Here is an 18,216-nt window from a genome sequence, read left to right as displayed (position 1 = left end):
TGCTGTTGTGCGTGTGTAATACAGTTCGTCCAGAAGGACCATTCATGAGCGTCGCCACCATCGACAGTTCCGCCGCCCGCAAGGCGATGATCGACAGCCAGCTGCGTCCCAGCGGGGTCAATGACGAATGGCTGCTGGCCGCGATGGGCAGCGTCCCGCGCGAAGACTTCGTGCCCGCCGGTGCCCGCGGTCATGCCTATATCGACCGCGCCGTGCCGCTGGGCGATGGCCATGCCCTGCCCGCCCCGCTGTTTCACGGCCGGATGCTGAGCGAGGCCGCACCGCGCCGCGATGACCGGATCCTGGTGGTCAGCTGCGGCAGCGATTACCTCGCCGCGTTGCTGCGCACACTGGATGTTAATGTGACTGTTGTCAGCGCCGCCGATGCGGCCGCCGGGGTCAAGGGTACCTTCAGCCTGATTCTGATCGACGGTGCGATCGAACAGCTGCCGGCCGCTCTTGCCGCTGCGCTGGACGAAGGCGGGCGGATCGTGACCGGCATGACACAGCGCGGGGTGACCCGACTCTCTTCCGGGCGCAAGATCGGCGGTGCCGTTGCACTGGTCCCGCTGGTCGACATGGGCATTCCGGTCCTGGCCGAATTCGCCGCCCCCAAAAGCTGGAGCTTCTGACGATGCGCCTTTCGCGCTTTACCCTGCTTGCGGGGATGGCCCTCGCTGCCACCCCGGCACTGGCCGACGACCTGCGCGAAGCGCTGACCCTGGCCTATACCGGCAACCCGCAATTGCAGGCGGCCCGGGCCCAGCAGCGCGCGGTCGACGAAGGCGTGCCGATCGCGCGCTCGGCCTCGCTGCCCTCGGTCAGCGGCACCGCCACCTATACCGAGTTCCTCCACACCAGCGGGTCAAGCCCGCTGGCCCCGGACCGCAATCTGGCGCTGAGTGTGGACCTGGGAGTGCCGATCTATGCCGGCGGGGCGATCAAGAATTCGCTGCGCGCCGCGCGCACCCGCGTCAGCGCCGGACAGGCCGATCTGCGCGCTGCGGAATCGGGCGTTTTCAGCCAGGTCGTTGCCGCCTACATGGACGTGATCCTCGCCGAAGCCGTGGTCGGGCTCAACCGGAGCAATGCCAAGCAGCTTGGCGTCAATCTGCAGGCGACCCGCGACCGCTTCGAGATCGGCGACCTGACTAGGACCGACGTGGCTCAGTCGCAGTCGCGCCTGGCGCTGGCCAATGGCCAGGTCCGCTCGTCCGAAGCCCAGCTGATTTCAGCGCGCGAACGTTATATCCAGGTGGTCGGCAAGGCCCCCGTCGCGCTGCAGCCGCCGCCGCCGCTCCCCGGCCTGCCGGCAACGGTCGAGGACGCGGTGCAGACCGCGCTCGACAACAATCCCGACCTGATCGCCGCACACCAGCGCAGCAAGGCGGCGGAATTCGACACTGCCGTGGCCGGTGCCGGGCGCTTGCCTACGGTCAGCATCTTTACCGGCGCCGACCGCGGCGATTACCTTGGATCGAACAACGTCCCCGGCGCGGCCAACATTTCGACCAGCGCGGTGGCCGGGGTGCGTGCTTCGATCCCGCTGTTCCAGGGCGGGCTACCCGCGGCACAGCGGCGCCAGGCCCAGGCCCGCGAAGGTGCGCAGCTGGAACAGGAAATCGCGATCGAACGCGAAGTCATCGCCGCGACCCGTTCTGCCTTTGCCAGCTGGCAATCGGCCAACTTCCTGATCACGTCGTCGCAGACCGCGGTCGATGCCGCCGCGCTCAGCCTTGAAGGGGTGCGGGCGGAAAATACCGTCGGCAACCGCACCATTCTCGACATCCTCAATGCCGAGCAGGAATACCTCAACGCCCAGGTCCAGCTGGTGACAGCCAAGCGCAATGCCTATGTCGCCGGGTTCAACCTGCTGTCGGCCATGGGCAAGGCCGAAGCGCGCGATCTGGGCCTTGATGGCGGGCTGCTGTACGATCCCGCCGTTAACTATGACCGTGTCAAAAATGTCATCTGGGATTGGCAAAGCGACCCGGCACCCAAGCCGCAGTCGACGCGCACCGTTGACACCAAAGCACAGGACGGTTCAGTTACCGCGCAGTGAATCAGTCCCATCGCGGGACAGCTGGGGGTATAAGGGCGATGCGCCAGGCTGGAGAACCGTCGGTCGAGGAAATCCTCGAATCGATCAAGAAAGTGATCGCGCGCGATAATCGCGCCGACGCTGCCGAGGTCCGCAAGGACCGCGAAGAGCGCGGCATTCCGCGGGCCGAAGTCGCGGCTGCGGCGGTTTCCGAAGACGAAGTGTTCGATCTGGCCGAGGCCGAGATGGTCGATGCCGACGACGTCGAGAACCAAGTCATGGCACCTGACAGTCCGCTGCTGACCGAAGATGCCGCCACCTCGATGCGCGATTCGCTGACCGCGCTGGCCATGCTGGCCGAACCGCGCGCTGCCCCGCAGATCGTCCGTTCGGGCGAAACCTCTCTGGAAGGCCTGACTCGCGACTTGCTGCGTCCGATGCTGGCCGAATGGCTCGACAAGAACCTGCCGCCGCTGGTCGAACGCATGGTCGCTGCCGAAATCACCCGGATCGTCGGCAAGAAAGCCTGACTGACACAGCGTCCTTGCGGGCGCGCCAATTCATTTTGCCTTCAGCCATGCTGCGGCTATTCCTGCGGCCATGAACCGCACCATCACGCTTGCCGCGGCGCTTTGCGCGGCCTCCGCCCTGTCCGCCCCCGCCTTCGCACAGGCGCCCGCCCCGATGAGCGCACAGGATCTGGTCACTCTTGGCCGGCTCGGCGCTGTTGCGGTGTCGCCCGACGGCAAGGTTGCCGCGGCGACGGTCACTACTACCGACCCGGCTTCGTACAAGCGCACCAGCCGACTGCAGTTGGTTCCGCTGGGCAAGCACGCCGCGCAGGCACCGCTGTGGGAGGGGGTCAGCGATCCGGCCTATGGCCCGGACGGCACACTCTACCTGCTGGCTAGCGCCGGTCCCGGCGCCAAGGCGGCCGACGGCGCGACCACGCAGGTCTGGGCGATCGCGTCGAACGGGCGCGACGCCCGCCAGGTCACCAACTTCAAGGCCGACGTTGCCGGGTTCAAGCTCTCGCCCGATGGCAAGCGCCTGCTGGTCTGGGGCGATGTCGCGCGCGACTGCCCGACGCTGGGCTGCGACACGGACGGTAACACCGCCCTGCCCGGCCCCGGCACCGGCCGCCATTACAGGGATGGCAGCGGCTTCGTGCGCCATTGGGATGCCTGGGAAACCCCGGGCAATTACAGCCGCGGCTTCGTGGTTGCGCTTGGCGCGGACGGCAAGGCCGGAACCACGGCAATCGCGATCGATGGTCCGCGCGGGACGCTGACCGGCGATACGCCCAGCAAGCCTTCGGGCGGCGGCGAGGAACTGTCCTGGACCGCCGATTCCAAGGGGGTGTGGTTCGCCGCACGCCAGGCCGATCGCAATGAGCCTCTGTCGACCAATCTCGACGTCTGGCACGCCCCGCTCGACGGCAGCGGACCGCACAACATCACGGCCGACAATGCCGCGACCGACACGCTTCCGACCGCTTCTCCCGATGGCAAGTACCTGGCCTATGCAGCGATGGCCCGGCCCGGCTATGAGGCCGACCGCCAGGTGCTGATGCTGCTGGACCTGGCGACCGGCAAGAAGCGCGCGCTGACCCAGAACTGGGACCGCTCGGTTGCTTCCATAACCTGGACTCCCGATGCCAAGGCGCTGATCGTTACCGCCAATGACGTGCTGGACAATCCAGCCTTTCGCGTCACGCTGGACGGCAAGGTCACCCGGCTTGCCCTGTCGCCCGATCCCAAGCGCGAGGGCCATATCGGCACGGTCGTGCCGCTGAAGGACGGCCGCATCGTCTTCACCCGCGATTCGATCGCCGGCCCGTCGGAATTGTATGTTGCTGCGCCGGGCAAGCGCGGGGTGCGCCTGACCGACGTTGCCACCACGGCGCTGGCTGCGCGTGCGCCGGTGGTGACCCAGCGCTTCAGCTTTGCCGGGGCGGGCGGCGACACCGTGTGGGGGCAGATCACCAAGCCCGCCGGGGCCGCAGGCAAGCTCCCCGCGATTCTCTATGTCCACGGCGGGCCGCAGGGCAGCTTCAACGATGGCTGGTCGAACCGCTGGAACCCGCGCGTGGTCGCCAGCCAGGGCTATGCGGTGGTCTCGATCGATTTCCACGGCTCGACCGGCTACGGCCAGGCCTTCACCGATGCGATAAACCAGGACTGGGGCGGCAAGCCGCTGGAGGACCTGCAGAAGGGCTTTGCCGCCGCCGCCAGGCTCGACGCGCAGGTCGATACGGCGAACAGCTGCGCGATGGGCGCCAGTTACGGCGGCTACATGATGAACTGGATCGCGGGCAAATGGCCCGACGCGTTCAAGTGCCTGGTCCAGCACGACGGCGTGTTCGATGCCCGGGCCATGGCCTATGAGACCGAGGAACTGTGGTTCGACGAATGGGAGCACGGCGGCAAACCCTATCATGAGGCGCCCGAGGCCTATGAAAAGTGGAACCCGGTCAACCACGTCGCAGCGTGGAAGACGCCGATGCTGGTGATCACCAGCGAGAAGGACTTCCGCATTCCCTATACCCAGGGCCTTGCCGCCTATGCTGCCTTGCAAAGGAAGGGTGTGCCTAGCGAACTGCTGGTCTTCCCCGATGAGAACCACTGGGTGCTCAAGCCGAAGAATTCGCTGCAATGGCACAATACGGTGTTCGACTGGCTGGGCCGGTGGCTGAAGAAGTGAGCGGCAAGGGCGAACTGGAACAGGCCCGAGCCGCCCTCGGCAAGATTGGCGGCGACGGGATCCGCCGCCACATCTTCCTCTGCGCCGAATCCGAAAAGGCGGCGTGCTGTTCGCACAGTGTCGGCACGCCGGCGTGGAAGTACCTCAAGAAAAGGCTCAAGCAGCTGGAGGTTGACGGCGAATTCGCGCGAACCAAAGCCGATTGCCTGCGGATCTGCGCCGCGGGGCCGGTTGCCGTAGTCTGGCCCGAAGGCATCTATTACCATTCGTGCACCGAACCGGTGCTTGAACGGATCATCCAGGAACACCTGATTGGCGGCGTGCCGGTGGAGGAATTCCGGCTTAAGGTCTAGTCCTGCGCCCACCTCCGCAGAAACGACACCGGCCCACGCCCTCGATCAAACCATCCAAAGGATACCCAGGTTGCCGGTTTTGGGCCGGGGAAGTTCGCCGAAGTTGCCTGGCTGATCGCGGAAGCGGTCAGCGCACCGGAGCAAATTCAAACCACACCGGCGCGTGATCGCTGGCCTTTTCCCGGCCACGGTGGTCCTTGTCGACGCCGCAGGCGATCAGCCGGTCAGCCAGTTCGGGTGAAAGCAGGCCGTGGTCGATTCGAAAGCCATGGTCGCGCTGCCACGCGCCTGCCTGATAGTCCCAATAGGTCCATACCCCGCCCTGCGGGTTGTGCGTTGCCAGCGCGTCGGTCCAGCCGTCGGTCAACAACCGTGCATAGGCATCGCGCGATTCAGGTTGCATCAGGGCATCTTGCGCCATGGCGACGGGTGCCCAGACGTCCTTGTCCGTCGGGATCACGTTATAGTCGCCCAGCACGATCGCCGGCACTTCCTCTGCCGCGATCGCGCACATCCGCTGGCGCAGCCGTTCCATCCAGCGCAGCTTGTAATCGAACTTGGGTCCGGGCTGCGGATTGCCGTTAGGGAGATAGATGCAGGCCACCCGCGTGCCGAAAACATCGGCCTCAAGATAGCGGGAATGGTCGTCCTCGTCCTCACCGGCCAGACCGCGCTGGATTTCGACCGGGGTCGTCCCGTCTGCCAGGATGGCAACGCCGTTGAAGCTTTTCTGGCCGTGCCAGATGGCATGATAGCCAATCTTTTCAAATTCGTCGGCGGGGAATCCTTCGTCCTGGGTCTTGATTTCCTGCAGGCAGGCGACCGCAGGGCGGGTTTCCTCAAGCCATTCGAGCAGCCGCGGCAAGCGCGCCTTGATCCCGTTGATGTTGAACGTTGCGATCTTCATCAGATGGCGAACGATGACCCGCACCCACAGCCACTTGCGGCATTGGGATTGGTCACCTGAAAAGCCGAGCCGCCGAGCGATTCGACGAAGTCGACCGTGCTCCCGGCAACCAGATCGAGGCTAACCGGATCGACCACCAGCGTGGCAGCATCCATTTCGATGACCAGATCATCGGCCTCGGGTGCATCGGCCAGGCCGAAGCGGTACTGAAAGCCGGAACAGCCCCCACCCTCTACCGCCAACCGCAGGATCGCGGGTTTGCCCTGCTTTGCCGCGATTACGGCGACGCGCGCCGCGGCAGAAGGGCTGAGAGTCATCGTCTGCATGTCCATGGACATAATGTAGGGCGTCCGGCCCTTCGCAGCAACTACGCGCTCTGGATATAGACCCGCATCGCCTCGGCTTCGGCAACGATATGGTCGATGCGGTACTTCACCAGATCGCCGATCGAAACGAAGCCGACCAGCGCGCCGTCCTCGACCACCGGCAAGTGGCGGATGCGGCGGCGGGTCATCAGCCCCAGCGCGTCGAGCACGCCGCTGTGGCGCTCCACACTGATCACCGGCGATGTCATGACCTCGGCCACGCTCTTCTCCAGCATCGCTTCGCCGTGGGCGGCCAGCTGGTAGACCACGTCGCGTTCGGAGAAGATCCCAGCCACTTCGCTGCCGCGCATCACCGGCAACGCGCCGATGCGCCGTTCGGCAAGGATCTTGACCGCTTCGCCGACGCTGGTGTCGACGCCGCAGCTGATGATGGCGCCGCGCCCGTCGATAAGGCGTGCAATCGTCATGGCCGCTCTCCCGTATGTCTGGCGGCGATGATGCCATGAAGCCGCTGTCTTGGCCAGTCCGGGCCTTGCCACCGTGCCTGCCCGGGGCCATCTGGGTTCGCGATGACCGATTCCCCCCTTGATGATGCCGACAAGGCACATTTCGCCTGGACCCGCTTTCGCCGCATGATGCGCTGGTGGGCGCTGGTCTCCGCCTTGATCGCCGCGGCTGTGATCGGCTGGTTCTGGCAGCAGTTCGGGCTGGTTTCGATCCACTTCTACATCGCCGCGGCGCTGGGGATCGGCTTCATGGTGATGATGACTGGCGCCTTGATGAGCCTGCTGTTTCTGTCGAGCGGCACCGGCCATGATGAAGCGGTACGCGACTTCGAGCGTAATGATCGCAGCTAGGCTGCTTCATCGCGGCTGAAATTGAGCAACACCGGGCCGCACCCCCCGGCGCGACCACCCAGGGCTTACAAGAAACGGAAGATCAGGCCCTAGGGCCCGATCTCACCGATAAAAAACGTGGTTGTCGATCCGTGCCAGGCGGGTCAGGCGCCAGCCGGGCGAGACATAGGCCGCGTGGAAGAACAGCGCGCCTTCGGCCGGGCTCTTCCAGGTACCGGCATGGGCAATCTGGGCCATGGCCACGGCATTCTTCCACTGCCGCGACGTCTTGGCGATCGCCGGCATGGCATTGCCGCGCACGAACGAGAACTGCGAACGCTGGAAAACCACGCCGCAATAGGAATCCGGGAAGCGTCCGGACTTCGAACGGGCAACGATCACCCGGCCGACAGCAAGCTGACCAGCCAGCGATTCACTTTTCGCTTCGAAGTAGATTGCCCCGGCGAGGCAGTTAAGCTCGCGCGGGAGTTCGGCCAGCTGCGGCTGGGCGCTGACCAGTGCCGCCAGCGACGCCGCCTTGCGCACCGCGGGAACGGGCACCTCGACATCGGCAGGAGCGGAATCAGGCACTGTACCATCAGTCACTGCTGCAGGAACCTGCGGTGTCGTGATCAGGGTGGTAGCCTGGGGAGTCGGTTCCTGGATTGCAGCACCGGCCTTGGGGGCCTGGGCTGCAGCGCCCGAACCGTCGGCGCTGAAGACAATCGTCAAAGTCATGGCGGCCACGGCAATTGCACTGGCCTTGTTAAGCTTGCGGCTCATTCGTCCGTCGTATTGGGCGGTGGACGCGCCAGGATCAGGGTGGGAACCAGTCCCGCCTAAGCGGTGTTCGTTCCGGTAGAGCCCTGCCGGCTGTCCCCCGTCTGCGTGCTAGCGAGGCAGGCCTAGATGCCCCCCGCGCCGCATTCGCACAAACAAAAGGTGCGCGCCCCTAGATTCCGCAGTGCAACATTGTCAACACAAGTGTCAGTTCAATCCGATGAACCGTTCACCATTCGCGATATCCAGTTCAACAATCCACAGATCGCTATCCTGCGCCGCCCTGCGATCCAGATAATCACTGATTTCTATAGCATTTTCAGTGTTTTGCGTGCGCGAGAGGGCCCACAAGCGGTCTCCATCCGGAGTCGGCATGCGCTCATAAATGCGTGCATTCCCGCCCTTCTCGGTGGTTAACACAACGATTGTCCCGGCCTCGCGTTCACCTTTGTGCAGCACGGTGGCAAAACCGCCTGCCGCCTCGACCGCACGGATCAGACCCGATACTTCGAGATGGGCGGGCAGGCGCGGTTCGATTGCGCGCGCTCCGTTATCAGGCCGCGTCGCGATCGATCGAGTTGGCCAGCAACCCGTAGAGCGCTTCGGCCCCCGGCGCTTCGCCCAGGGCATCGTGCATCGCTTCGTCGCGCATCATCCGGCTGATCGCCGCCAGGGCGTGAAGGTGCGCGGCACCTGCCTGTTCGGGGGAAAGCAGGCCGAACACCATGTCGACCGGCATGCCGTCGGCGGCGTCGAAGGCGACCGGTGAATCAAGCCGGAAGAACACGGCGACCGGACGGCCCAAATCAGGCAGGCGGGCATGGGGAATCGCCACGCCGCGGCCAAACCCGGTGCTGCCCAGCTTTTCCCGTTCTTCGATGCGTTCAAGCACCAGAACCGGATCAAGCCCGTAAACGGTGGCGAATCGATCCGCCAGGCGCGCCAGGATCGCCTGCTTGCTATCGGCTGCGACGGTATCGACGGCTTCGGGCGACAGAGTGAAAAGTGCGGTCATATCAACGACGCTGCTTTCGAAAGAATGCCAAAAGGGGGCACGGAACAGACGGACAAGCGCAGCATGGCTGCCTTGGTTCCCTTGTTCCTCGCCCCCGGAAAGTGCGCGCGCCTTTAGCTTGTGCGTCAGGAAGGTTCAACCCAGCCGATCGAACCATCGCCGCGCCGGTAGACCATATTATGCCGCCCGGTGCCAGCGTTCTTGAACAGCAGGGCATTGGTATTGCGCAGATCGAGCATCATCACCGCATCGGACACGGTGGTTTCGGGAACGTCGACACGGGTTTCGGCGATCACCACCGGGGCATCGACGCTGATTTCCTCGGCCGCGGCATCGGGTTCGGCGAATACCGTGTAGGCCGCTTCCTCCGCCCGGGCAGCGTGGGTCTGCTGCTCGTGGCGATCCTTGATCCGGCGCTTGTAGCGGCGCAGCTGCTTGTCGATCTTCTCCGCCGCCTGATCGAGCGCGACGTGGGCATCGGGCGCGATCCCGGCACCCTTGAGCACCAGGCCCTGCATGGCGTGCGTCACGATGTCGCAGCGAAAAGCGCCAGCCGGAGCGCGGTTGAAGGTAACCGTGCTCGACAGGGCCTGGCCGAAGTACTTGTCGACGATTGCAGCCAGACGATCCTGCGCATGCGACTGCAGCGCCTCACCGGTTTCCACCTGATGGCCTGAAACGCGAATATCCATGGCAGTCGTCTCCTGTCTTGAAATGCGGCGAAGGCGCAGCTCAGCTCTGCCAGAGCGGCGCCTTTATCGTTTCGAGGAACGCAGCGTGAGCCGCGCGTTCGGTATCGTTGGGGGCATGGGGCCGGGCCGGGAGCAAGGGGCGATCGCGGCGGACCAAGGGCACCGAAGCCGCAACCAGGGTGTCGGCGGCTTCGCCCGCCAGTTCCAGCCCGATCTGGCGGCCGCCGGTCAGCTCGACATAGACCTGGGCCAGCAGCTCGGCGTCGAGCAGCGCGCCGTGCAGGGTCCGGTGGCTCCGATCGATGCCGTAGCGGGTGCATAGCGCATCGAGGCTGAGCTTGGCGCCGGGGTGGCGCACCCGGGCCAGCGCCACGGTATCGATCATCCGGCTGCGGCATACGGCGTCGAGCCCGCACATCTCCAGCTCGGTATTGAGGAAGCCGAAATCGAACCCGGCATTATGCGCGACCAACGGCGAATCGCCGATGAATTCGAGCAGGTCTGCGGCGCGTTCGTGAAAACGCGGTTTGTCGGATAGGAAGGTGATCGAGAGCCCGTGTACGGCCTCTGCCGCAGCAGGCATATCGCGGTCCGGGTTGAAATAGGCGTGGAAAGTCGCGCCGGTAGTGACCCGGTTGACCATCTCGATGCAGCCAATTTCCACCAGTCGGTCCCCAGTCTTGGGATCCAGTCCGGTCGTCTCTGTATCGAAAATGATTTCACGCATTGGTCACGAATATCTGCCCGAACCCATCGCTGCGCAAGGGGGTGGGATTCTATTTTTCGGTTCCGCTGATCCGGTCCACGAGCCGCTGCACCGCATGGCGTGTTTCGGCCAGAGTCACGCCAGTATCGATCACATAGTCAGCGCGGGCGCGCTTCTCCGCATCCGGCACTTGCAGCGCAAGGATCTGCGCGAACTTTTCCGGAGTCATCCCGGGGCGGGCCAGCACCCGCTCGCGCTGGACGGCGCTGGGCGCCGAGACCACCACAATTGCGTCCAGCCCGTGATTGCCGGTCTTTTCGAACAGCAAGGGAATGTCGAAAACGATCAGTGGTGCGTCAGCATTGTCGGCCAGGAAGGCACTGCGCATCGCTGCCACTTCGGGATGGACGATGGCCTCAAGGCGTTTGAGTGCATCCGCATCGCCAAACACCGCAGCGCCCAGTTTCTGTCGGTCGACACCCTGCGGACCGGTGGTGCCGGGAAAGGCCCGTTCGATCGGCGCAACGCAGGCCCCGTCCGGCCCCTGCAATTCGTGGACCGCAGCATCGGCGTCGAACACCGGCACCCCCAGACCGCGCAACATTGCTGCCACGGCCGACTTGCCCATGCCGATCGAACCGGTCAGGCCAAGGATGAAGGGCTTGCTCATTCGGAAAGCAGCGCGCGCAGTTCGGTGTCGTACGCGCGCGGGGCGGGCACACCAAAGAACTTCTCGAAAGCCGCAGCCGCCTGGCCGATCAGCATGGCGAGGCCATCGACGGTCGTGAAGCCGCGGCGGCGGGCTTCGGCCAGCAGCGGCGTCTCGCGCGGGTTTGTGACGATCTCATAGACGGTGCTGCCGGGCGGCACATGGCTGAAGTCGAGGACCAGCGGATCATGTCCGGCCATCCCAAGCGGGCTGGCATTGACCACAAGGTCATACAGCCCCGCACGGTCGTCGAATGCAAAGTCGGTCGGCGCTGCAAACTGGGACAGCGCGACTGCGTGATGCTCTCCACTCGGGGCAAGTTCGTCGAGCAGGGCGCGTGCCTTGCCCGGATCCCGCGCAGCCACCACCAGCGTGAAGCCCTGCGCCGCCAGGGCACTGACGATCGCCCGGGCCGCGCCGCCCGCACCGATTATCCGCGCCATCCGGTAGAGGTGCGGCTGGACGAGGTCGGCGCGCAACGGCTCGAGAAAGCCGGCAGCATCGGTGTTATGGCCGGTCAGCAAGCCATCGGCGCTCCGCACGACGGTATTGACCGCACCAATCATCGCCGCCGCGGGATCGATCGCATCGAGCAAGGCCATTACCGTCTGCTTGTGCGGCATCGTGACATTGCAGCCGCGCCAGCTCTGATCGCCGCGGCGACGCGCGATGTAATCGGCCAGGTCTTCGGGCAGGACGTGACACGCCCGATAGTCCGCATCGATCCCGAGCTTGGCGAGCCAGAAGCGGTGGATCGCCGGCGACTTCGACTGCGCGATCGGATCGCCGATCACTTCTGCGTAAGCCTGCGTCATGATGCCAACGCACCGAAATCGCGCAGTGCGCCGAGCACCGGGAGGAGCGGCATGCCAAGTATGGTGAAATGGTCGCCGTCGATACTTTCGAACAGCTGCACCCCGCGCGCCTCGATGCGGAACACCCCGACGCAGCCGGCCACGGCAGGCCATTCGTGATCGAGATAGTCGGCAATGAACGTGGCACTGAGCGGCCGCACCGCCAGCCGGGCCAGCGCGGCGTGGTCCCAGACCACCCGCCCATCGCGCACCAGCGCCGCGGCGGAATGGAGCTGAATCGTGCGTCCGGAAAAGAACATCAGATGCTCGGCCGCCTGTGCACGGCTGGCCGGCTTGTCGAACCGGCGGCCCTCGACCTCGACCAGAGAATCGCTGCCCAGTACCAGCGTGGCGGGATGGTTGGCAGAAACCGCGAGCGCCTTGGCGCGGGACAAGGCGAGGGCAATGTGGTCCGGCGCAGCGCCCACCAGCCCCGCTTCCAGCGCACGCTCATCGATCTGCGTCGGCATGGCGTGATAAGTGACCCCGGCGTCATCCAGCATGGTCCGGCGCGACAGGCTTTGCGAAGCCAGTACAAGCGTCATGCCCCGCCGCCCTGTCCTGCGCCTTCGCGGATGCCGCGAAAGGTATTGTAGAGGTTGATGATCGCCGCCGAGGCTTCCTCGATCGAACGGCGGGTGACGTCGATCACCGGCCAGTCGTTGTCGGCGAACATGCGCCGCGCATATTGCACCTCCTTGGCCACGCGGTCTTCGTCGACATAGGCGGTTTCGGGGGCCTGATTAAGCGAGAGCAGGCGGTTGCGGCGGACCTGGACCAGCCGTTCGGGCGCAGTGGTCAGCCCGACCACCAGCGGGTGCTTCAATCCGAACAGAGCAGGCGGCGGCGGACTTTCAACCACGATCGGAATGTTGGCAACCTTGTAGCCGCGATTGGCAAGGTAGATACTGGTCGGAGTCTTCGAACTGCGCGACACGCCGGCGAGGACGATGTCGGCCTCTTCCCAATCCTCCCAGCCGACTCCATCGTCATGAGCGATGGTGAAGTGGATTGCATCGACCCGCGCAAAATAGGCGTCGTCCATCGCGTGCTGACGCCCGGGGCGCGCTTTGGGATGCTGGCCCAGAGCGCTTTCCAGCGCATCAACCGCGCTGTCGAGCACCGGGACGATCGGCAGGCCCAGCGTGCGGCAATGCTCTTCCAGCCGGGTCCGGGTTTCGGCATTGACCATGGTGAAGAACACCACTCCGGGATTGCTGGCGATTTCGCCCATGATCCGGTCAAGGTGCTGCTGGCTGCGGACCATGGGCCAGAAATGACGCATGACCTCGGCCCCTTCGAACTGGGCGAGGGCTGCCTTGGCGATCATCTCCAGCGTTTCGCCGGTTGAATCGGAAAGGAGGTGCAAGTGCAGGCGCGGCATGACTGGGCGGGAACGGAACCCTGTGGACAGATGCCTGCATAAACCACGGGACAGGCAGTGGCACAAGTTCGGCCGGGGATTCGCTACCCCTTTCCGGCGTCCGGATCGAACTCTTGTGGACATGGGGACAGCGTTGCCCACAGGCTGGGGATAGCGGGGACACTATCGTCTTGACGCGGAGCAGACGGGATTCGCACAGCCGCTTACCCCTGTTCAGTCCGGCACAAATCGGGCAAGGGCGCGTCATCCCCGCTTTCCACAAGCCAACTACCTACAGAATCCTTTTAAGATTCTTATTTGTTATAGGAATTGGACCCGCCCGATGCCCGGTTTGCTCCTTCGTACCCTGCGCGGTGAACTCTCCGGTGAGCGGCCGATCTGGCTGATGCGCCAGGCCGGGCGCTATCTGCCCGAATACCGCGCCTTGCGCGCGCAGAAGGGCGGATTCCTGCCGCTGGTGTATGACAGTGAGGCCGCGGCAGAGATCACCTTGCAGCCGATCCGCCGCTTCGGTTTCGATGGGGCGATCCTGTTTTCCGACATCCTGATCGTGCCCTATGCGATGGGCCAGGACCTGGAGTTTCTGGTGGGCGAGGGGCCGCATCTGTCGCCGCGGCTGGCCGACACGGCGCTGGATGCGCTGCACGCGGTGCCGGCGCGACTTGCGCCGATCTATGACACGGTCAAGCTGGTTCGGGCGCAGTTGCCGGCCGACAAGACGATGCTGGGCTTTGCCGGCAGCCCGTGGACCGTGGCAACCTACATGGTCAACGGCGAGGGCAGCCGCGACCAGCACGAGACCCGGGCGATGGCCTATCGCGATCCGGCGCAGTTCCAGGCGATCATCGATGCCATCGTCACGGTTACGGTGGACTATCTTGCCGGGCAGATCCTCGCCGGGGCAGAGGCGGTGCAGCTGTTCGATAGCTGGGCCGGCAGTCTGGCACCCGCGGAATTCGAGCGCTGGGTCATCGCCCCCAATGCGGCCATAGTCGCTGCGCTGCATCGGCGCTTTCCCGAAGTGCCGGTCATCGGCTTTCCCAAGGGCGCCGGGGAAAAGCTGCCGGCCTATGCGCGCGAAACCGGGGTCGATGCGGTCGGGATCGACGAAACGATCGATCCGCTGTGGGCGGCGCGGACCTTGCCCGATGGGTTGCCGGTTCAGGGCAATCTCGATCCGCTGCTGCTGTTGGCCGGCGGGGGCGAACTGGAACGCCAGGCCCTGCGCGTGCTCGATGCCTTTGCCGACCGGCCCCATGTTTTCAACCTGGGCCACGGGATCGGCCAAACCACGCCGGTGGAAAATGTCGGCCACTTGCTGTCCGTCGTCCGCAACTGGCGGCCATCCTAGGCCGGGCGCGCCGAAAGGCGTTGTGGCACGCGTGCATCGGCTTGCGCGGCTAATTTCCCCTGGAGGGAATCCGCCGTTGATCAATTGACGCAGCACACTAAAACCCATTGTCGTTCAACAGCCCGAAAAGGGCGGGCGCTTACTACGATGGGAGTCGATGATGAGGTATTTTTCCCGCAAGACGGGCCTGCAGGTTCTGGCAGCCGCGACAAGCGCTCTGGCACTGTGTGCACCGGCCTATGCCCAGGATGCCCAGGGCCAGGCTGAGGATCAGGCGCCGGACGGTGAAATCATCGTCACCGCAACCCGCCGCGCCGATACCCTGTCAAACGTGCCGATCGCGATTTCCGCGGTCAATGCGCAGTCGCTGCAGAACTCGGGCGCCAACGATATTCGCCAGCTTAACCAGCTCGCCCCGTCGCTGCTGGTGTCCTCGACCGGCACCGAAGCCAACGGTTCGGCGCGTATTCGCGGCATCGGCACGGTTGGCGACAACCCGGGCCTGGAAAGCTCGGTCGCGGTGTTCATCGACGGGGTCTATCGTTCGCGCTCGGGCATCGGACTTAACGAACTGGGCGAGATCGAGCGGGTCGAAGTGCTGCGCGGGCCGCAGGGCACGCTGTTCGGCCGCAATGCCTCGGCCGGTCTGATCCATGTGATCAGCAAGAAGCCTTCGTTCGAGTTCGGCGGCAATGCCGAAGCGACCTATGGCAATTACAATTACTGGCGCTTTGCCGGCGGAATCACCGGACCGATTTCGGAACAGCTCGCTGCCCGGATCGACGGCGTCTATTCCAAGCGTGACGGGTTCTATCACGATGTCATCAACAACAAGGACGTCAACAACCGCGACCGCTATTTCGTCCGCGGCCAGCTTTTGTGGGAGCCGAGCGACGCCACCTCGGTGCGGCTGATCGGCGACTATTCGCGCAAGAGCGAGGAATGCTGCGCCGCGGTCTATATCGACAACACCTACAATCCAACGATTGGCGGGCTCAACGATCCGGCACAGAACAACATCGTTCGCGTGCTGCGCGATCTGGGCCAGCCGATCGCCGGGTTCAGTGATCCGTTCAGTCGCAACATCTGGGTCAATGCCGGCCGCACCTTCCACAGCCTGACCACCGATGGCGGTGTCAGCATGGAAATCAACCAGGAGTTCGGCGGGGCCAAGCTGACCTCGATCACCGGCTACCGTGAATACAAGAGCGGCGGCGGATCCGACACCGACTATTCGGCGGTCGACATTCTTTACCGCGCCGATGACGGCAAGGCATACCGCCAGTTCAAGACCTTCAGCCAGGAACTGCGCCTGCAGGGTTCGGCTTTCAACGACAAGCTTGACTGGCTGATCGGCGGCTTCCTCGCCAACGAAAAGCTGACGCTGTCGGACAACCTCAAGTTCGGCAACCAGTACGGTCGCTTTGCGACGTGCCGGATTATTAGTGGTCTACCTGCGTCGCTTTCTGGGATATATTCTCCAACGAATGCAGGTTGCCTTGTTCCTGTAGTTGGCCCCGCTACGATTGCTAGCCCGCAAGTAACAGGTGGCGGAGCAACTGGCGCCGCGATTGCTGCTGGTTTTGCTTCGCTCGATGGGCTTAACAACCTGGGCAGCACCGGTGACATCTACCGCCAGACCAGCAACAACTATGCTATTTTCACCCACAATATCATTTCGTTGACCGATCAGCTCAAGTTGACGCTTGGCGCACGCTATACTTGGGAGAAGAAGGACTTCGACGCGACGTTTGCCAACAACAACACTGTCTGTACCGCGTTGCAAAGCAGCTTGACCTCCGCCTTGTCCAGTTCAAATGCCACTGCCCGTACTCTGGCAGGTGCATTGATCGGCCTCGGCTGCCAAGGGAACGCGACTGCAGAACTCAACGGCGTGTCGATCAATTCCAAGCGCGACGAAAGCCAGTTCACCGGCACCGCCGTGCTGTCGTATAAGGTGACGCCGAACCTTCTGGCATATGCCAGCTTCTCGAAGGGCTACAAGGCGGGCGGGTTCAACCTGGACCGGTCGGCACTCAAAGCACCGATCCTTCCGATTGCCGGCGTCCCGACGACAACCTTCGCGGCGGCGGGCGGCGCACAGTCGCTGGTCGGCAACCTTCAATTCGATCCGGAAATCGTCAACGCCTACGAAGTCGGCTTCAAGTATGGATCGCGCCCGTTCAGCCTGTCGGTCACCGGATTCCGGCAGGAGTTCAAGAACTTCCAGCTGAACACCTTCAACGGATCGGTCTTCCTGGTCCAGACGGTCAATGGTTGCACGTCCAGCCTTGCGGGTGCGGATCGTGACGCCAGTGCCGCAACGGGTGCCTGCCCGGTGAAGGACATCGGCTACGGCGTTCTCAGCCAGGGGATCGAAATCGAAAGCGCCATCAACCCGACCAGGAACCTCGCTTTCAACTTTGGTGTGACCTATGCCAGCACCAAGTATCGTGACGATCTGGTCGGCAACAAGAGCGGCGCTCCGCTCGATCCCGCGCTGCGGCTGCTGCCTGGTCGCCAGTTGTCGAACGCGCCAATCTGGGTCGCCACCAGCTCGGCATCGTGGACACCTGAAATCGGCAATTCGGGCCTGTCGGCCCTGTTCTACATCGATGGCCGCCTGACCGACAATTACAACACCGGGTCGGACCTGTTCCCGCAGAAGGGCCAGGACAGCTTCATGCTGGTCAATGCGCGTGTCGGCCTGCGCGGTCCCGACCAGAAGTGGGCGGTCGAGTTCTGGGCGCAGAACCTGTTCGACCAGGACTATGCCCAGGTCGCCTTCAACACGCCGTTCCAGGCCGGCGGCACTTCGGCCGCCTTTGCTTACCCGGATTTCCCGGGCGGGCGGCAGCTGTTCTCGGCCTTCCTGGCCGAGCCGCGGACCTATGGCGTGACACTGCGCGGCAAGTTCTGAGCGTCATTACCTGACTGAAACCGGGCCCGGGATCGCGCTGGCGGTTCCGGGCCCTTTTCATATCGGCGCCAGCTGATATCAGGCCCGGCAATCCCCTTGAGTCCGGGGCCGCGCAGGCTCTATGGACTTGCCCCATGCAACAGGTGCTTGCGATGACCTATCTGTGGCTCAAGGCCGGCCATGTGATCTTCGTGATCTTCTGGATGGCCGGGCTGTTCATGCTGCCGCGTTTCTTCGTCTATCACCAGGAAGCCGCGCCGGATTCGCCCGAAAATGCCGTGTGGACCGACCGCGAGGCCAAGCTGCTGAAGATCATTCTGTGGCCTTCGCTGGTGGTTGTGTGGGTCCTGGGCCTGGCGCTGGCTGTCAGCATCGGCGCGTTGGGCCAGGGCTGGTTCCATGCCAAGCTGGCGCTTGTCCTGATCCTCAGCGCCTACCACGTCTGGCTGGCTGGCTATCACGCGGCCCTGGCCCGCGGCGAGCGCCGCCTGACCGGGCGCAAACTACGCCTGATCAACGAGGTTCCGGGAATCGCCGCGGCGCTGATCGTCATCCTGGTGATCGTGAAGCCGTTCTGATCCGTTGACGTAAGGCCCCGGCGGGCCTATTCGCCGCGAGACCGGCACAAAGCCCGCGGCC

At 64.3% G+C, this 18,216-nt stretch carries 21 protein-coding genes; 9 read left to right on the top strand and 12 right to left on the bottom strand.

Going from position 1 to position 18,216, the window contains the following annotated elements; genetic code table 11:
- The first annotated feature begins 44 nt into the window (after positions 1–44).
- From ACFFF7_RS10450 to ACFFF7_RS10430, 5 genes are all read left to right on the top strand, one after another.
- Positions 45–632 carry a protein-L-isoaspartate O-methyltransferase family protein gene (locus tag ACFFF7_RS10450; protein ID WP_379481295.1) on the top strand — a complete coding sequence of 196 codons (588 nt, stop codon included), beginning with the start codon at positions 45–47 and terminating at the stop codon, positions 630–632.
- A 2-nt stretch (positions 633–634) separates the two neighbouring features.
- Positions 635–2,062, top strand: coding sequence for a TolC family outer membrane protein (locus ACFFF7_RS10445; protein WP_379481294.1), 1,428 nt, complete (start codon positions 635–637; stop codon positions 2,060–2,062).
- Between the two features lie 38 nt (positions 2,063–2,100).
- Positions 2,101–2,571, top strand: coding sequence for a DUF2497 domain-containing protein (locus ACFFF7_RS10440; RefSeq protein WP_379481293.1), 471 nt, complete (start codon positions 2,101–2,103; stop codon positions 2,569–2,571).
- Between the two features lie 70 nt (positions 2,572–2,641).
- Entirely contained in the window at positions 2,642–4,744 is a 2,103-nt protein-coding gene (locus ACFFF7_RS10435; RefSeq protein ID WP_379481292.1) for a S9 family peptidase, read from the top strand.
- The gene (locus ACFFF7_RS10430) at positions 4,729–5,097 is read left to right on the top strand and encodes a (2Fe-2S) ferredoxin domain-containing protein (protein ID WP_379481291.1); all 369 of its coding nucleotides are present in this window, start codon (positions 4,729–4,731) and stop codon (positions 5,095–5,097) included. Before ACFFF7_RS10435 ends, ACFFF7_RS10430 begins: the two co-directional genes overlap by 16 nt.
- Positions 5,098–5,224: 127 nt before the next feature.
- Here ACFFF7_RS10430 and xth read toward each other — a convergent pair whose 3' ends face one another.
- The 3 genes from xth to ACFFF7_RS10415 are packed head-to-tail and all read right to left on the bottom strand — an operon-like array spanning position 5,225 to position 6,797.
- Positions 5,225–6,004, bottom strand: coding sequence for an exodeoxyribonuclease III (gene xth / locus ACFFF7_RS10425; protein WP_379481290.1), 780 nt, complete (start codon positions 6,002–6,004; stop codon positions 5,225–5,227).
- On the bottom strand, positions 6,004–6,336 hold the full coding sequence (locus tag ACFFF7_RS10420) for a HesB/IscA family protein (RefSeq protein WP_379481289.1): 333 nt from the start codon (positions 6,334–6,336) through the stop codon (positions 6,004–6,006). The genes xth and ACFFF7_RS10420 overlap by 1 nt, the downstream gene beginning before the upstream one ends.
- Positions 6,337–6,371: 35 nt before the next feature.
- A complete protein-coding gene (locus tag ACFFF7_RS10415; RefSeq protein WP_379481288.1) occupies positions 6,372–6,797 on the bottom strand; it encodes a CBS domain-containing protein in 426 nt (141 codons plus the stop codon).
- A gap of 102 nt (positions 6,798–6,899) precedes the next feature.
- Here ACFFF7_RS10415 and ACFFF7_RS10410 point away from each other — a divergent pair, with 102 nt between their 5' ends.
- Positions 6,900–7,187: a hypothetical protein gene (locus tag ACFFF7_RS10410; RefSeq protein ID WP_379481287.1), complete on the top strand. Its 288-nt coding sequence runs from the start codon at positions 6,900–6,902 to the stop codon at positions 7,185–7,187.
- A 102-nt stretch (positions 7,188–7,289) separates the two neighbouring features.
- Here the strand turns inward: ACFFF7_RS10410 and ACFFF7_RS10405 are convergent, their stop codons facing one another.
- The 9 genes from ACFFF7_RS10405 to ACFFF7_RS10365 form a co-directional block, all read right to left on the bottom strand.
- Positions 7,290–7,949, bottom strand: a complete 660-nt coding sequence (locus ACFFF7_RS10405; protein ID WP_379481286.1) for a cell wall hydrolase — start codon at positions 7,947–7,949, stop codon at positions 7,290–7,292.
- A 204-nt stretch (positions 7,950–8,153) separates the two neighbouring features.
- Positions 8,154–8,576, bottom strand: a complete 423-nt coding sequence (locus ACFFF7_RS10400) for a DUF1491 family protein (protein ID WP_379481285.1) — start codon at positions 8,574–8,576, stop codon at positions 8,154–8,156.
- Entirely contained in the window at positions 8,500–8,961 is a 462-nt protein-coding gene (locus ACFFF7_RS10395) for a PTS sugar transporter subunit IIA (RefSeq protein ID WP_379481284.1), read from the bottom strand. The genes ACFFF7_RS10400 and ACFFF7_RS10395 overlap by 77 nt, the downstream gene beginning before the upstream one ends.
- A 125-nt stretch (positions 8,962–9,086) precedes the next feature.
- On the bottom strand, positions 9,087–9,653 hold the full coding sequence (hpf, locus tag ACFFF7_RS10390; protein ID WP_379481283.1) for a ribosome hibernation-promoting factor, HPF/YfiA family: 567 nt from the start codon (positions 9,651–9,653) through the stop codon (positions 9,087–9,089).
- Positions 9,654–9,693: 40 nt separating this feature from the next.
- A complete protein-coding gene (gene dnaQ, locus ACFFF7_RS10385) occupies positions 9,694–10,380 on the bottom strand; it encodes a DNA polymerase III subunit epsilon (protein ID WP_379481282.1) in 687 nt (228 codons plus the stop codon).
- 49 nt (positions 10,381–10,429) lie between these two features.
- A complete protein-coding gene (gene coaE / locus ACFFF7_RS10380; RefSeq protein ID WP_379481281.1) occupies positions 10,430–11,029 on the bottom strand; it encodes a dephospho-CoA kinase in 600 nt (199 codons plus the stop codon).
- A complete protein-coding gene (aroE, locus tag ACFFF7_RS10375; protein ID WP_379481280.1) occupies positions 11,026–11,883 on the bottom strand; it encodes a shikimate dehydrogenase in 858 nt (285 codons plus the stop codon). Before aroE ends, coaE begins: the two co-directional genes overlap by 4 nt.
- Complete coding sequence (locus ACFFF7_RS10370) at positions 11,880–12,467, bottom strand: Maf family protein (protein WP_379481279.1); 588 nt, start codon at positions 12,465–12,467, stop codon at positions 11,880–11,882. The genes aroE and ACFFF7_RS10370 overlap by 4 nt, the downstream gene beginning before the upstream one ends.
- A complete protein-coding gene (locus ACFFF7_RS10365; protein ID WP_379481278.1) occupies positions 12,464–13,306 on the bottom strand; it encodes a pyruvate, water dikinase regulatory protein in 843 nt (280 codons plus the stop codon). Before ACFFF7_RS10365 ends, ACFFF7_RS10370 begins: the two co-directional genes overlap by 4 nt.
- Before the next feature lie 322 nt (positions 13,307–13,628).
- Here ACFFF7_RS10365 and hemE point away from each other — a divergent pair, with 322 nt between their 5' ends.
- The 3 genes from hemE (at position 13,629) to ACFFF7_RS10350 (ending at position 18,155) form a co-directional block, all read left to right on the top strand.
- Complete coding sequence (gene hemE, locus ACFFF7_RS10360) at positions 13,629–14,657, top strand: uroporphyrinogen decarboxylase (protein WP_379481277.1); 1,029 nt, start codon at positions 13,629–13,631, stop codon at positions 14,655–14,657.
- 157 nt (positions 14,658–14,814) lie between these two features.
- Positions 14,815–17,577 (top strand): TonB-dependent receptor, encoded by a 2,763-nt coding sequence (locus ACFFF7_RS10355; RefSeq protein ID WP_379481276.1) that lies wholly within the window; start codon positions 14,815–14,817, stop codon positions 17,575–17,577.
- 134 nt (positions 17,578–17,711) lie between these two features.
- Entirely contained in the window at positions 17,712–18,155 is a 444-nt protein-coding gene (locus ACFFF7_RS10350; protein WP_379481275.1) for a CopD family protein, read from the top strand.
- Positions 18,156–18,216 lie beyond the last annotated feature (61 nt).

This window comes from Novosphingobium aquiterrae, assembly GCF_042434435.1.
GTDB lineage: Bacteria > Pseudomonadota > Alphaproteobacteria > Sphingomonadales > Sphingomonadaceae > Novosphingobium > Novosphingobium aquiterrae.
The sequence above is the reverse complement of the archived record's forward strand: the minus strand, read 5'-3'. Positions and strand labels throughout refer to the sequence as shown.